At 70.6% G+C, this 13,945-nt stretch carries 15 protein-coding genes; 6 read left to right on the forward strand and 9 right to left on the reverse strand.

The window, feature by feature from the left end:
* Positions 1–126 precede the first annotated feature (126 nt).
* The 4 genes from CA983_RS10910 to CA983_RS10925 are packed head-to-tail and all read right to left on the reverse strand — an operon-like array spanning position 127 to position 3,706.
* Complete coding sequence (locus tag CA983_RS10910) at positions 127–1,218, reverse strand: amidohydrolase family protein (RefSeq protein ID WP_086600685.1); 1,092 nt, start codon at positions 1,216–1,218, stop codon at positions 127–129.
* 21 nt (positions 1,219–1,239) lie between these two features.
* Positions 1,240–2,031, reverse strand: a complete 792-nt coding sequence (locus CA983_RS10915) for an amino acid ABC transporter ATP-binding protein (protein WP_086600686.1) — start codon at positions 2,029–2,031, stop codon at positions 1,240–1,242.
* Complete coding sequence (locus tag CA983_RS10920) at positions 2,028–2,864, reverse strand: amino acid ABC transporter permease (RefSeq protein WP_086600687.1); 837 nt, start codon at positions 2,862–2,864, stop codon at positions 2,028–2,030. The genes CA983_RS10915 and CA983_RS10920 overlap by 4 nt, the downstream gene beginning before the upstream one ends.
* Entirely contained in the window at positions 2,861–3,706 is an 846-nt protein-coding gene (locus tag CA983_RS10925; RefSeq protein ID WP_086600688.1) for a transporter substrate-binding domain-containing protein, read from the reverse strand. The genes CA983_RS10920 and CA983_RS10925 overlap by 4 nt, the downstream gene beginning before the upstream one ends.
* A gap of 200 nt (positions 3,707–3,906) precedes the next feature.
* Between CA983_RS10925 and CA983_RS10930 the strand changes: the two genes are divergently transcribed.
* The 6 genes from CA983_RS10930 (at position 3,907) to thpD (ending at position 9,115) form a co-directional block, all read left to right on the forward strand.
* Positions 3,907–5,007 carry a pyridoxal-phosphate-dependent aminotransferase family protein gene (locus CA983_RS10930; protein WP_086600689.1) on the forward strand — a complete coding sequence of 367 codons (1,101 nt, stop codon included), beginning with the start codon at positions 3,907–3,909 and terminating at the stop codon, positions 5,005–5,007.
* A gap of 42 nt (positions 5,008–5,049) precedes the next feature.
* Positions 5,050–5,589, forward strand: a complete 540-nt coding sequence (locus CA983_RS10935) for a DinB family protein (RefSeq protein WP_086600690.1) — start codon at positions 5,050–5,052, stop codon at positions 5,587–5,589.
* Between the two features lie 338 nt (positions 5,590–5,927).
* Positions 5,928–6,434, forward strand: coding sequence for a diaminobutyrate acetyltransferase (ectA, locus tag CA983_RS10940; protein WP_086600691.1), 507 nt, complete (start codon positions 5,928–5,930; stop codon positions 6,432–6,434).
* Between the two features lie 52 nt (positions 6,435–6,486).
* Complete coding sequence (ectB, locus tag CA983_RS10945; RefSeq protein ID WP_086600692.1) at positions 6,487–7,758, forward strand: diaminobutyrate--2-oxoglutarate transaminase; 1,272 nt, start codon at positions 6,487–6,489, stop codon at positions 7,756–7,758.
* 42 nt (positions 7,759–7,800) lie between these two features.
* Positions 7,801–8,199, forward strand: coding sequence for an ectoine synthase (locus CA983_RS10950; RefSeq protein ID WP_059422332.1), 399 nt, complete (start codon positions 7,801–7,803; stop codon positions 8,197–8,199).
* A gap of 16 nt (positions 8,200–8,215) precedes the next feature.
* Complete coding sequence (gene thpD, locus CA983_RS10955; protein WP_208636934.1) at positions 8,216–9,115, forward strand: ectoine hydroxylase; 900 nt, start codon at positions 8,216–8,218, stop codon at positions 9,113–9,115.
* Positions 9,116–9,199: 84 nt separating this feature from the next.
* Here the strand turns inward: thpD and CA983_RS10960 are convergent, their stop codons facing one another.
* The 5 genes from CA983_RS10960 to CA983_RS10980 all read right to left on the reverse strand — a co-directional run bounded on the left by CA983_RS10960 (position 9,200) and on the right by CA983_RS10980 (position 13,920).
* Positions 9,200–10,252, reverse strand: coding sequence for an aminotransferase class V-fold PLP-dependent enzyme (locus CA983_RS10960; protein ID WP_208636932.1), 1,053 nt, complete (start codon positions 10,250–10,252; stop codon positions 9,200–9,202).
* Between the two features lie 95 nt (positions 10,253–10,347).
* Positions 10,348–11,067 (reverse strand): DsbA family oxidoreductase, encoded by a 720-nt coding sequence (locus CA983_RS10965; protein WP_086600713.1) that lies wholly within the window; start codon positions 11,065–11,067, stop codon positions 10,348–10,350.
* 76 nt (positions 11,068–11,143) lie between these two features.
* A complete protein-coding gene (locus CA983_RS10970) occupies positions 11,144–11,638 on the reverse strand; it encodes a GNAT family N-acetyltransferase (protein WP_208636933.1) in 495 nt (164 codons plus the stop codon).
* 45 nt (positions 11,639–11,683) lie between these two features.
* A complete protein-coding gene (locus tag CA983_RS10975; protein ID WP_086600696.1) occupies positions 11,684–12,292 on the reverse strand; it encodes a DUF1349 domain-containing protein in 609 nt (202 codons plus the stop codon).
* Between the two features lie 98 nt (positions 12,293–12,390).
* Positions 12,391–13,920 (reverse strand): aldehyde dehydrogenase (NADP(+)), encoded by a 1,530-nt coding sequence (locus CA983_RS10980; protein ID WP_086600697.1) that lies wholly within the window; start codon positions 13,918–13,920, stop codon positions 12,391–12,393.
* Between the last annotated feature and the right edge of the window lie 25 nt (positions 13,921–13,945).

Consider the following 13,945-nt stretch of genomic DNA (forward strand, 5'->3'; position numbering starts at 1 on the left):
TTCCACGCCCCCAGAGGTCCACCAGCCCCACCATCCGGGCCGGGAGCCGGACGCGGGGGCCTGGCAGGCGCATCTGCGATGACGAGATGCCGTCGATTCCCTGCGATCTGATCCGAACGACAGGCCCTACCCGACCACGCGCCCGTTCAGCACCACCCGGCGCGGTGCCGCCAGCACGCCCACGTCCTTGCGCGGGTCCTCGTCGTAGACGACGAGGTCGGCCGGGGCGCCCTCGTCCAGGCCGGGGCGGCCGAGCCAGGTCCGGGCCGTCCAGGTTCCCGCGGCCAGGGCCTCGACGGGCGGGATGCCCGCGGTGACCAGTTCGGCGACCTCCGCCGCCGCGAGGCCGTGGGCGAGTCCGCCGCCCGCGTCGGTGCCGACGAAGACCGGGATCCCGGCGTCGTAGGCGCCCCGCACGGTGTCGTAGCGGCGTTCATGGAGCCGGCGCATATGGGCCGACCAGCGCGGGAACCGGGACTCGCCGCCGTCGGCGAGCTGCGGGAAGGTCGCGATGTTGACCAGGGTCGGGACGATGGCGACGCCCCGTTCGGCGAACAGCGGGATGAGGTCCTCGGTCAGGCCCGTCGCGTGCTCGATGCAGTCGATGCCCGCCTCGACGAGGTCCTGGAGGGAGTCCTCCGAAAAGCAGTGCGCGGTGACCCGGGCGCCCAGCCGGTGCGCCTCGGCGATCGCCGCTTCCACCGCCCCGCGCGGCCAGCAGGCCGACAGGTCGCCGAGGTCGCGGTCGATCCAGTCGCCGACCAGCTTCACCCAGCCGTCGCCGCGCCGCGCCTCCTGGGCGACGTAGGCGACCAGGTCGTCCGGCTCGATCTCCCAGGCGTAGTTGCGGATGTAGCGGCGGGTGCGGGCGATGTGCCGCCCGGCACGGATGATCTTCGGCAGGTCGTCGCGGTCGTCGATCCAGCGGGTGTCGGAGGGCGAGCCCGCGTCGCGGATCAGCAGCGTGCCCGCGTCCCGGTCGGTCAGCGCCTGCTTCTCGGCGACGTCCTGCGGGACCGCGCCGTGCCGGTCGAGTCCCACGTGGCAGTGCGCGTCGACGAGGCCGGGCAGGGCCCAGCCCCGGACGGTACGGATGTCGCGGGCGCCGGCGGGACGGTCGTAGGAGATCCGGCCGTCGACGACCCACAGCTCGTCGCGGACCTCCTCGGGTCCGACGAGCACCCGTCCCTTCACATGCAGCACCGTGCGATCGCTCATGTACGGCACCCTAGCCAGCCGCTAGTCGGCCTTGCCCACCTGGTCCGAGGTCCCCTCCTCCACCTCGGCCATGGCGGGGTCGAGGAGGCGGGAGAGGAAGTGGCGGGTGCGGTCGTGGCGCGGGTTGCCGATGACCTGCTCGGGGACGCCGTCCTCGACGATCACGCCGCCGTCCATGAAGACGACCCGGTCGGCGACCTCTCGGGCGAAGGTCATCTCGTGGGTGACGACCATCATCGTCATGCCCTCGTCGGCGAGCATGCGCATCACCGCGAGGACGTCGCCGACCAGTTCGGGGTCCAGCGCCGAGGTCGGCTCGTCGAACAGCATCACCTCGGGGCCCATGGCCAGGGCCCGGGCGATGGCGACGCGCTGCTGCTGGCCGCCGGAGAGGGAGGAGGGGTAGGCGGCCGCCTTCTCGGACAGGCCCACGCGCGCCAGGTTCTCGGCGGCCACCTTCGCGGCCGCCGCCTTGTCGCGGCGCAGCACCCGCCGCTGCGGCAGGGTGAGGTTCTCGGTCACCGTCAGGTGCGGGAACAGGTTGAACTGCTGGAAGACCATGCCGATGCGGCGGCGCACGGCGTCGATGTCGACGTCCGGGTCGGTCAGTTCCGTACCGCCGACGAACACCTGCCCCTTCGTCGGCTCCTCCAGCAGGTTCACGCAGCGCAGCAGCGTCGACTTGCCGGAGCCGGACGGGCCGATGACGCAGACGACCTCGCCCCGGCCGATCTCCAGGTCGATGCCGCGCAGCACCTCGTTGGCGCCGAACGACTTGTGCAGCGCGCGTACCTCGATCTCGGGTCGGCTCATTTCACGGCCTCCTGGGCCTTCGCCTCCATGCGGCGTACGACGAAGCCGAGCGGGATCGTGACCAGCAGGTAGCACAGTCCGGCGACCAGGATCGGCGTGGAGTTGGCGGTCTGGCTGGCCAGGTCGCGGCCGTACTTGGACAGTTCGCGCTCCTCCAGGGTGACGCCGAGGAACAGCACCAGCGAGGAGTCCTTGAACAGCAGCACCAGTTCGTTGGTGAGCGGCGGGAGGATGATGCGGAACGCCTGCGGGATGATGATGGAGATCATGGCCCGCGCGGGCGAGAAGCCGAGCGAACGGGCCGCCTCCATCTGCCCCTTGGGCACGGCCTGGATGCCGGCGCGGATCGTCTCCGCCATGTACGCGGCGGCCACCAGGCCGAGCGCGAGGGCGACCTTGCCGTACGTGCCGCCGATGATCTCGGTGCCGGGGAAGGCCAGCGGCACGGCGACGCCGATGAAGATGAAGATCAGCAGGGCGGGCAGACCGCGGAAGATCTCGATGTAGATCCCGGCGAGCCAGCGGTACGGGCCGACGGAGGACAGCCGCATCAGCGCGATCACCATGCCGAGGGCCAGCCCCACGGCGAAGCCGGTCACCGTGTAGAGCACGGTGTTCTTCAGCGCCAGCGTGATGACGTCCGGGAACATGCGCTCGGCGATGTCCGCCTGCGCGAACTGGTTCTGGAGCCGGTCCCAGTCGGCCGAGACCGCGAAGACGATCACGGCCGCGACGAAGACGGCGTACTGGACGCCGCGCGAGACGCTGCGCTTCTGCCGCCGGGTGAGGCCCTTCTTCTTCGGCTGGACTTCGGGCGTGGCCGTGTCGGTCATGAGGCGGCGGGCGACGCGGCGGACTCCTCGTACGGGCCGATCCACTGCTCGTACAGCTTCTTGTACGTGCCGTCGGCCTTGGCGTCCGCGATCGCCTTGTTGATGGCGGCGCGGAGCTTGGTGTTGCCCTTCTTCACCGTGAAGCCGTACTGCTCGCCGGTGTTGATCTGCTCGGCGACCTGGAAGGCGTCGGCGTTGGCCTTGTCCTTCAGCCAGCCCTGGACGACGGGGTAGTCGATGATCACGGCCTGGACCTGGCCGGTGCGCAGACCGTTGAGGACGGCGTCGGAGGACTCGAAGGAGACCGGGTCGAGGCCCTTGCTCTTGGCGTAGTCCTCACCGGTCGTCTGCGCCTGGGCGCCGAGCTTCTTGCCCTTGAGCTCGGCGAAGGAGCCGATGCCGCTCTTCTTGTCGACCAGCACGGCCTGGGTGGCGTTGAAGTACGGGTCGGAGAAGTCGACGTTCTTCTTGCGCTCCTCGGTGATGGTCATGCCGGCCGCGGCGAGGTCGCACTGGCCGGCGTTGAGGGATCCGCCGGTCTTGAAGTTCTCGAAGGGCTGGTCGACGATGTCCTGCCGCACGCCCAGGTCCTTGGCGACCAGGTCGATCAGCGACACGTCGAAGCCCTGCACCTTGCCGTCGATCTCCGACTGGAACGGCGGATACGGCAGGTGGGTGCAGGTGGTGAGCTTGCCCGCCTTGACGAGTTCGACGCCGCCCGCGGCCGTTTTCGTACCGCTGCCGCCGTCGTCGGTGGAGGTGCAGCCGGCCACGAGCAGCAGCCCGGCCGTCGCGGTGGTGGCGGCCAGGATGCGGGCCCGGTGCCCGGGGTGCGTGTTCACGGCGAGCCTCCTGTGAGTGAACTGTGGGTTCCGATCATAAGGAGAAGTTTGAGTGACTGAAAACAATCCGATGGCCGCGGGGGCTTCGGGCCTGCGAAGTCACCGGTCGAAGAGGGCCGGAGCGCGGCGGTTACGCTCGTTCCCGTTGTTCCCGCGAGTAGTCCCCGCGAGTTGTCCCCGCACGTGAAGAGAGTGCCACCGTGACGCATCCGTTTCTGGACCTTGCCCCGCTCGGTGCCGGCCGTTTCGCCACGATCGAGGACCGTGTGGCGCGGCTGCTGAGCACCGAGCAGGACGTCGTGATCATGCAGGGTGAGGCGCTGCTGCCGCTGGAGGGCGCGATCCGTGCCGCGGCCGGGCCGGGCACGACGGCCCTGAACGTCATCACGGGTCCGTACGGGCAGACCTTCGGCGACTGGCTGCGGGACTGCGGGGCGACGGTGGTCGACCTGGCGGTGCCCTTCCACACGGCGGTCACGGCCGAGCAGATCCGGCAGGCCTTCGCCGAGCACCCGGAGATCGACTTCGTGTCGCTGGTGCACGCGGAGGCGGCGACCGGCAACACCAATCCGGTCGCGGAGATCGGCGAGGTGGTGCGCGCGCACGGGGCCCTGTTCTATCTGGACGCGGTGGCGTCGATCAGTGCCGAGCCGGTGCTGCCGGACGCGTGGGGCGTGGACCTGTGCGTGATCGGGGCGCAGAAGGCGATGGGCGGGCCGGCCGGCGTGTCGGCCGTGTCGGTGAGCGAGCGGGCCTGGGCCCGGATGGCGGCGAACCCGCGGGCGCCGCGCCGGTCGTATCTGTCGCTGCTCGACTGGAAGGAGCGGTGGATCGACGGCGGCCGCAAGGCGCTGCTGCACGCGCCCGCGCAGCTGGAGATGCTGGCACTGGAGGCGTGCGTGGAGCGGATCGAGGCGGTGGGGCTCGACGCGGTGATGGCCCGGCACGCGTCGGCCGCGGCGGCCACGCGGGCCGGGGCGGTCGCGCTCGGTGGCGGGCTGGAGCCGTATGTGTACGAGGCCCGGGACGCGGCGCCCGTCGCCACGACGCTCCGGGCACCGTCCGGGGTGGTGGCGTCGGAGCTGGTGGCCAGGGCGCTGGAGGCGGATCCGGCGGTGCCGGTCGCCGCYGGCGGGGGCGCGCTGGCCAAGGAGATGATCCGGGTCAACCACTACGGGGCCGATGCGACGCCGGGGGCCGTGCGGGCGAGCCTGGCGGCGTTGGGCGCCGCGCTCTCGGAGGCGGGGCTGTCGGTGGACGTGGAGGGGGCGCKGCGGGCGGCCGAGGAGGCGTGGCGGTAGTCGGGACCCGCCGTTGTCAGTGGCCCGTGCCATGCTCCCGGCATGACCACCAACACCCCCGCCGACACCCCCGTCACCCTTCCCGACGGCCGCCCCGTCCCGCACCTGACCGGTGACGAGCGGGCCATGCTGGAGAGCTGGCTGGACTTCCACCGGGCCACGCTGGCGCTGAAGTGCGCCGGGCTGGACGRCGCGCAGGTGCGGACCGCGTCGGCCGAGCCGTCCACGCTGACGCTGCTCGGGCTGGTGCAGCATCTCGCCGAGGTCGAGCGGAACTGGTTCCAGCGGGTGGCCGCCGGGCTCGATGTGCCGCCGGTGTACGAGGACGGCACCGGCTACGCACCAGCCCCGGGGCGGGGGCTCGACGAGGCGCTCGGGATCTGGCGGCGGGAGATCGAGCGGGGGCGGGAGCTGTGTGCGGGGCTGCCGCTGGACCACATCGGGCGGGTCGCCGAGGGGCCGGTGCCCGGGATGGAGGTCAGCCTGCGCTGGGTGCTGATCCACATGATCGAGGAGTACGCCCGGCACAACGGTCATGCCGATCTCCTGCGGGAACGTATCGACGGAGTGACCGGGGCCTGAATTAAACGTGTTTCCGAGACGACTCACATGTAAGCTGGCACACAATTAAGAATTCTTTCAAGAACAGCTTCCCGTATTCTTCTGCCCGCTTTCTCTGATCCTAAACCCAAAGATTTTGAGGACACCCGGAGAAGGAATTCGGGCAGATCTCGTGGTGATTACATGGCTGTGACGCGTTACACAACGTGACTGCTTTGCCCGGTATTACCCGGACAATATCGGGCATACTGCCGCCCTTTAGTGTGAACCCTCGCGCCCGCGCGATAACACAGGCCTGGCTCATACGTAACCCCTTTCGGCGATGCAATTTTGAATTTCGCTGGGTAAGTTCAATTCGCATGACTGCCGTACAAGCAGATCCGCAAATCGACCGCCCAACGGTGGCTGACGGAGCCGCGCTCTGGCGGATGGCGAAGGACTCGAAGGTTCTCGACCTGAACTCGTCCTACAGCTATCTGCTGTGGTGCCGCGACTTCGCGGCCACGTCGGCCGTGGCGCGTGACGAGCACGGCGAGCCGATGGGCTTCATCACCGGGTACGCGCGGCCGGACAGCCCGCGCACCCTGCTGGTCTGGCAGGTGGCGGTGGACGAGGCGCACCGCGGGCGCGGGCTGGCCGCCGCGCTGCTCGACGGTCTGGTCGCCCGGACCGTCGCCGAACGCGGGGTGACGACGGTGGAGACCACCATCACGCCGGGCAACACCGCCTCGGAGCGCCTGTTCACGTCGTTCGCCGAGCGGCACGGCGCCCGGCTGGAGCGTGAGGTGCTGTTCGAGACGGCCGTGTTCCCCGACGGGCCGCACGACCCCGAGGTCCTGTACCGCATCGGCCCGCTGTCCCGCTGACTTCTCCCCTGACTCCCTCAGACTTCCCCCACGCACCGAGGAGCGATTCGTCGTGACCATCACCCAGCCCGACCTGAGTGTCTTCGAGACCGTCGAGTCCGAGGTACGCAGCTACTGCCGCGGCTGGCCCACCGTCTTCGACCGTGCGGTGGGCAGCCGCATGTACGACGAGGACGGCCATGAGTACCTCGACTTCTTCGCCGGAGCCGGGTCACTGAACTACGGGCACAACAACCCCGTCCTGAAACGCGCCCTGATCGACTACCTGGAGCGGGACGGCGTCACGCACGGGCTCGACATGTCGACCACCGCCAAGCGCACGTTCCTGGAGGCCTTCCAGAACCTGCTGCTGCGGCCGCGCGACCTGCCGTACAAGGTCATGTTCCCCGGCCCGACCGGCACCAACGCCGTGGAGGCCGCGCTGAAGCTGGCGCGGAAGGTGAAGGGGCGCGAGTCGATCGTGTCGTTCACCAACGCCTTCCACGGCATGTCGCTGGGCTCGCTCGCCGTCACCGGCAACGCCTTCAAGCGGGCCGGCGCCGGCATCCCGCTGGTGCACGGCACGCCGATGCCGTTCGACAACTACTTCGACGGCCAGGTCCCGGACTTCCTGTGGTTCGAGCGGCTGCTGGAGGACCAGGGGTCCGGCCTGAACAAGCCGGCTGCCGTGATCGTCGAGACCGTGCAGGGCGAGGGCGGCATCAACGTGGCCCGGGCCGAGTGGCTGCGCGCCCTGTCCGAGCTGTGCGAGCGGCAGGACATGCTGCTGATCGTCGACGACATCCAGATGGGCTGCGGCCGTACCGGCGCCTTCTTCTCCTTCGAGGAGGCGGGCATCACGCCGGACATCGTCACCGTCTCGAAGTCGATCAGCGGCTACGGCCTGCCGATGTCGCTGTGCCTGTTCAAGCCGGAGCTCGACGTCTGGGAGCCCGGTGAGCACAACGGCACCTTCCGCGGCAACAACCCCGCCTTCGTCACGGCGACCGCGGCCCTGGAGACGTACTGGGCCGACGGCTCCGCGATGGAGAAGCAGACCCGCAAGCGCGGCGAGCAGGTCGAGCAGGCGCTGATCTCCATCACCGAGGAGAACCTGGCCGACGTGAAGGAGTACCGGGGCCGCGGCCTGGTGTGGGGCATGGAGTTCCACGACAAGGACCGTGCGGGCAAGATCGCCAAGCGCGCCTTCGAGCTCGGGCTGCTCATCGAGACGTCCGGGCCCGAGAGCGAGGTCGTGAAACTGCTCCCCGCCCTGACGATCACGCCCGAGGAACTGGACGAGGGCCTGTCGACGCTGGCCCGCGCCGTCCGCGAGACCGCCTGACCGAGCAACCGGCACCACCCAATTAGGAGGCATCGCAGCACCGTGATTGTCCGTTCGTTCAAGGAGATCGAAGGTACCGACCGGCACGTGAAGTCGGCGTCCGGGACGTGGGAGAGCAAACGCATCGTCCTCGCCAAGGAGAAGGTCGGCTTCTCCCTGCACGAGACGATCCTGTACGCGGGTACGGAGACGTCGATGTGGTATGCGAACCACATCGAGGCCGTCGTCTGCGTGGAGGGCGAGGCCGAGCTGACCGACCGCGAGACCGGGAAGTCGTACACCATCACGCCCGGGACCATGTACCTCCTGGACGGGCACGAGAAGCACACGCTGCGGATCAAGAAGGACTTCCGCTGCCTCTGCGTCTTCAATCCGCCCGTGACCGGACGGGAGGACCACGACGAGAACGGCGTTTACCCGCTGCTCACCGAGGAGGTGTGACGTTTCCATGACCGCCATCACCGACACCACCACCGGCATCCCCGACCTGTACCCCAGTCGTGGCGCCACCGAGGTGCTCACCCCGCGCCAGGACCCGGTCGTCTGGGGCGCCCCCGACGCGCCCGGCCCGGTCGCGCCGGCCGACCTGCTGTCCTTCGAGCGTGACGGCTTCCTCGCCATCGACCAGCTCATCACCGACGACGAGGTCGCCGTCTACCGCAACGAGCTGAACCGGCTGGTGAACGACCCGGACATCCGCGCCGACGAGCGGTCGATCGTCGAGCCGAAGTCCCAGGAGATCCGCTCGGTCTTCGAGGTGCACAAGATCAGCGAGGTCTTCGCCAGGCTGGTGCGGGACGAGCGGGTCGTCGGCCGGGCGCGGCAGATCCTCGGCTCGGACGTCTACGTCCACCAGTCGCGGATCAACGTCAAGCCGGGCTTCGGGGCCAGTGGCTTCTACTGGCACTCCGACTTCGAGACGTGGCACGCCGAGGACGGTCTGCCGCGGATGCGCACGGTGTCGGTCTCGATCGCGCTGACCGAGAACTACGACACCAACGGCGGGCTCATGATCATGCCGGGGTCGCACAAGACGTTCCTCGGGTGCGCGGGGGCCACGCCGAAGGACAACTACAAGAAGTCGCTGCAGATGCAGGACGCGGGCACGCCGTCGGACGACGCGCTGACCCTGCTGGCCTCGCAGCACGGCATCAAGTTGTTCACGGGCAAGGCCGGTTCGGCGACGTGGTTCGACTGCAACTGCATGCACGGCTCCGGCGACAACATCACGCCGTTCCCGCGCAGCAATGTGTTCATCGTGTTCAACAGCGTGGAGAACACGGCGGTGGAGCCGTTCGCGGCGCCGGTGCGGCGACCGGAGTTCATCGGTTCGCGGGACTTCACTCCGGTGCGGTGACCGCTCCCTCCGGTGACGTGACCGGATGACACAGCTGCCGGGTGGGGCCTCCTCGTGTGGGACGGGAGGCCCCACCCGGTTTTGTCATGCGGCCAGGACCTCCAGCAGACGGTCGACATCCGCCGGGGTGTTGTAGAGGTGGAACGCCGCCCGCAGATTCCCCGCCCGGTCGGACACCTCGATGCCCGCGCGGCTCAGCTCGCCCTGCCGGTGGCCCAGCCCCGGCACGGACACGATCGCCGAGCCCGGCGCGGGCACCGGCGCGTGGCCCAGCTCGGCGAGCCCCACACGGAAGCGGTCCGCGAGGGCGACATCGTGGGCGTGCACGACGTCGACGCCGATCTCCTCCAGCAGCTCCAGGGAGGCGCGCAGCCCGGCGTAGGTGAGGAGCGAGGGGCTGATGTCGAAGCGCCGTGCGGAGTGGGCGAGTTCCTCGACAGGGCCGTAGCAGCTCTCCCAGGGACGCTCACCGGCGACCCAGCCGGCGAGCAGCGGCGTGAGCCCGCCGAAGTCCTGCGGGACGACGAAGAACGCGGCCCCGTGCGGCCCGAGCAGCCACTTGAAGCCGACGGCGGCCAGGAAATCGTCGGCGTCGGCCTCCATCGGCAGCCAGCCGGCCGACTGGGAGGCGTCGACGTAGGTACGGGCCCCGTGCGCCCGGGCCGCCTCGCGCACGGCCGGCAGGTCGGCGAGCCGGCCGTCGGCGGACTGGGCGGTGCTGACCGCGACGAGCGCGGTGCCGGGCCGGACGGACTCGGCGAGCCGCTCCAGGGGAACGGCGCGCACCTTGAGGTCGCCGCGCGCGTGGAAGGGGTTGACCAGGGAGGCGAAGTCGGCCTCCGCGGTGAGGACTTCGGCGCCCGCGGGCAGCGAGGCGGCGATCAGCCCGCCGTACTCGGCGACCGAGGCGCCGGTGGCGACACGCTCGGCCGGCACACCGGCCAGCCGGGCGAAACAAGCGCGGGCGGCCTCGACGTCCTCGTAGAGGGGACCCAGCGGCGTGCCCTCCGCGCGCATCCGCACCGCCTGCTGTACGGCGGAGACGGTACGGGCGGGCAGGAGCCCGTTGCTCGCGGTGTTGAGGTAGGTGTGCTTCGGGGCGAACTCGGCACGGACGAGGTTCTCGAAGGTCTCCATGGAACCACTCTGCGGCCCCTGGATCTCCCCGTCCATTGCCGATTTCTGCGTGATGTCGCTAAGGAGCGCTTATAGATACGCCACGAGCTGCGGTTTCAGCGCTGGGGCACCGCGCAGCCGTCCGGCCCGCACGCGTCAGCGTCCGCGCCCCCGCTGTCCACGATCTTCAGCGGCGAGCGCTCGCCGTACGCCTGGGTCAGGGCCTGGGCGAAGACCTCCGCGGGCTGGGCACCGGAGACGCCGTACTTGCGGTCGAGCACGAAGAACGGCACACCGCTCGCGCCGAGCTGCGCGGCCTCGCGCTCGTCGGCGCGCACGTCGTCGGCGTAGGCGCCGGGGTCGGCGAGCACCGCGCGGACGGCCTCCGCGTCCAGTCCGGCGGCCACGGCGAGCTCCACCAGCCGCTCGTCGTCGTTGAAGACGGAGCGCTCCTCGGCGAAGTTCGCCCGGTACAGCAGGTCGAGCAGCGGCTCCTGGCGCCCCTGCTCCTTGGCGAAGTGCAGCAGGCGGTGCATGTCGAAGGTGCTGCCGTGGTCGCGGCCCCGGGTGCGGTAGTCCAGCCCCTCGGCGGCGGCCTGCGCGCCCAGGTTGTCCTCACCGGCCTCGGCCTGCGCCTCGCTCATCCCGTACTTCCTGGTGAGCATCGTGATCACGGGCTGGATGTCGTCCTTGGCGCGGCCCGGGTCCAGCTCGAAGGAGCGGTGCACTACCTCGACGTCGTCGCGGTGCGGGAAGTCCCGCAGCGCCTTCTCGAAGCGGGCTTTGCCCACGTAGCACCAGGGGCAGGCGATGTCGCTCCAGATCTCGACGCGCATGTCTTCGGCTCTCTCCAGCTCGTCCGGGGTGCGGAGGCTCCCTCCGCCGAGTTGGTGAACGTTCAAGCAGCCGGTTTCATTCCGCCGCCGGGGCCAACCGCATCGTCAGATGGTGATCCCCCGGTTCGGCCGGTTCCGGCACCCACCCCTGCCGCCGGTAGAACCCCTGCGCCCGCCGGTTGTCGACGTGCACGTCGAGGAGGGCGGTCCGCCGGCCGTCGGCCTGCCACTCCTCGACGCACGCCGCGTGCAGGGCGGTGCCGACACCGCGGCGCCAGTGGCCGGGGTCGACATGGAACTGGAACAGCTTCACGGTGTCCGCCGGGTCGCCCTCGGGAGTGCGGAAGGAGGCCAGGCCGACGATGCGCCCCGCCTCCACGACGCACAGCACCCGCCCCTCCGGTCGCACGAGGGCGCTCTGCCAGGCGGCGAGCCAGTCGGTGCCGTCCTGCGGCAGCCCGCCGGGGTAGTACGTCGCCCGGGCACGCGCGTGCAGCGCGACGATGTCCTCCACCTCGGCGGGCACGGCGGTACGGATCACCCTGCCCGGAGTCACTCGATTCTTGATCACGCAGCGGAGGACGTCCCCGGCCGGGACGCGGTTCCCCGGCAGACCTCAGCTGCCGTCGCGCAGATCGTTCGGCCAGTGCGGCCTGAACTCGATGTGGTCGTACGTCACCACGCAGCCCTCCCCCATCGGCGACTGGGCCATGAAGCCGACCAGGGCCGCGCCCGTCTCCTTCTCGTCGCCCAGGGTGAAGAGGCGGACGAAGGTCCACCGTTCACCGTCGCGGGAGGCGTGGAAGGCGAAGGCGCGGCCGGTGCGGCTCACCCGGAGCCAGACGGAACTGCCGTCGACGGTGAAGGAGTTGGCGTCGTCGGAGTGGCCCCGGGTGACCACCGTGCAGACGGTGGGCACGTCCGGGGAGTACTCCAGGCAGAGCTTGGCCCAGGCGCGCTCGCCGACATGGACGTAGAGCACCCCGGCGTCGAAGGCCGCGCCGAACCCGACCGTGACCCGGGCGATCAGCTGAAAGTCCCCTTCGGGCGCCCCGAGCAGCCGCGGCGCGTCGGAGGCGGGGTCCAGCCCCTCGTCGGTGGGCGGCACGAACCGGTCCTGCCGCGCCCCGGCCCACCCGGTGAGCACGCCGTCCTCATAGGACCAATGGGCCTCGGGCCCATAGGTGCGCAGGGGGAAAGGAAGTTCGGGAAGTTCGAGATCCATTCGACCGAGTCTTTCAGCTCCGGCCCAAAGGGGCGCGGGGAACTGCGCGACAAGCCGCAACGAACCGGCACCCCACAGATCACCGCACCCCAACGGCGCTACCGCTCCAAACGCCCGTTGAACCTACGGGGCAGCCCCAACGGGTTCTCGTCCCGCAGCTCAGCGGGAAGCAGCGCCTCCGGAGCGTTCTGGTAGACAACCGGCCGCAGCCACCGCTCGATCGCCGTACCGCCCACCGACGTGGACGTCGACGTCGTGGCCGGGTACGGCCCGCCGTGGTGCTGGGCCGGCGCGACGGCGACACCCGTGGGCCACCCGTTCACCAGCACACGCCCGGCCAGCGGCGTCAGCTCCTGCAGAAGCTCCGCGCCGCTGCCCTCGCCCGCCGCCTCCTCCTCGGAGAGCTGCACGGTCGCCGTGAGGTTGCCCGGCAGCCGCGACAGCACGGCCTTCACCTCGGCCTCGTCCTCGTAGCGGGCCACCACGGTGACCGGCCCGAAGCACTCCTCCAGGAGCAGGTCGTGCTCCCCCTCCTGGGCCAGCCTGCTCGCCGGAACCGTGAGGAAGCCCGCGCTGACGGTGTGCTCGCCGCCCGCGCCGGGCGTGACCGGGGAGTCGACGTCGGGCAGCTGGGCGCGCTCGGCGACGCCGGCGACGAAGTTGTCGCGCATGCGGTGGTCGAGCAGGACCCCGGCGTCGGTGTCGCTGACCGCGTCGGTCAGCGACTTCAGCAGGGCGTCACCGGCCGCGCCGGACGGCGCGAGGACGAGGCCCGGCTTCACACAGAACTGGCCGACGCCCAGCGTCATCGACCCGGCGAGGCCCGCGCCGATCGCCTCGGCCCGCTCGGCGGCCGCGGCCTCGGTGACGACGACCGGGTTCAGGGAGCCCAGCTCGCCATGGAAGGGGATCGGGACGGGGCGGGCGGCCGCCGCGTCGAAGAGGGCCCGGCCCCCGCGGATGGACCCGGTGAAGCCGGCCGCCGAGACCAGCGGGTGCTTGATCAGCTCGACGCCCGCCTCGAAGCCGTGCACCAGCCCGAGGACGCCCTCGGGGATGTCGTGCCGGGCGGCGGCGCGGCGCAGCACCTTCGCGACGTACTCGGACAGGGCCGGGTGGTCCGGGTGCGCCTTGACGACGACCGGGCAGCCGGCCGCGAGGGCGCTCGCGGTGTCGCCGCCGGCGACCGAGAAGGCGAACGGGAAGTTCGACGCCGAGTACACGGCGACGACACCCAGGGGCACCTTGTAGCGGCGCAGGTCGGGGATCGGCGGGGTCGCGGTGTCGTCGGGGTGATTGATGACGACGTCGAGGAAGGCGCCCTCGTCGACGATGTCGGCGAAGGCCCGCAGCTGGTAGCAGGTGCGGGCGAGCTCGCCGGTCAGCCGGACCGGGCCGAGCGCGGTCTCGGCGTCGGCGGTCTCGACGAGACCGTCCTTGGCCGCCTGAAGCTCCTCGGCGGCGCTGCGCAGGAAGGCCGAGCGGACGGCGCGGTCCGCCAGTGCGCCGCGCGCCTCGTGCGCGGAGCGGACGGCGGCGTCCACCTCCTGGGCTGTGGCCTCCACCGCAACCTGTTCACGCTGCTTCCCGGTTCGGGGGTCGACACTCCAGACTGGTGCTGCTGCCACCGCGGGTCCCTCCACACATGTAATG

Origin of the sequence: Streptomyces swartbergensis (assembly GCF_002148965.1) — a bacterium.
GTDB lineage: Bacteria > Actinomycetota > Actinomycetes > Streptomycetales > Streptomycetaceae > Streptomyces > Streptomyces swartbergensis.

Bases quoted from the DNA above. Each gene is read 5' to 3' on its own strand.
- CA983_RS10910 (WP_086600685.1), bottom strand. From the start codon at position 1,218: ATGAGCGATCGCACGGTGCTGCATGTGAAGGGACGGGTGCTCGTCGGA.
- CA983_RS10915 (WP_086600686.1), bottom strand. From the start codon at position 2,031: ATGAGCCGACCCGAGATCGAGGTACGCGCGCTGCACAAGTCGTTCGGC.
- CA983_RS10920 (WP_086600687.1), bottom strand. From the start codon at position 2,864: ATGACCGACACGGCCACGCCCGAAGTCCAGCCGAAGAAGAAGGGCCTC.
- ectA (WP_086600691.1), top strand. From the start codon at position 5,928: ATGACTGCCGTACAAGCAGATCCGCAAATCGACCGCCCAACGGTGGCT.
- CA983_RS10960 (WP_208636932.1), bottom strand. From the start codon at position 10,252: ATGGAGACCTTCGAGAACCTCGTCCGTGCCGAGTTCGCCCCGAAGCAC.
- CA983_RS10965 (WP_086600713.1), bottom strand. From the start codon at position 11,067: ATGCGCGTCGAGATCTGGAGCGACATCGCCTGCCCCTGGTGCTACGTG.
- CA983_RS10975 (WP_086600696.1), bottom strand. From the start codon at position 12,292: ATGGATCTCGAACTTCCCGAACTTCCTTTCCCCCTGCGCACCTATGGG.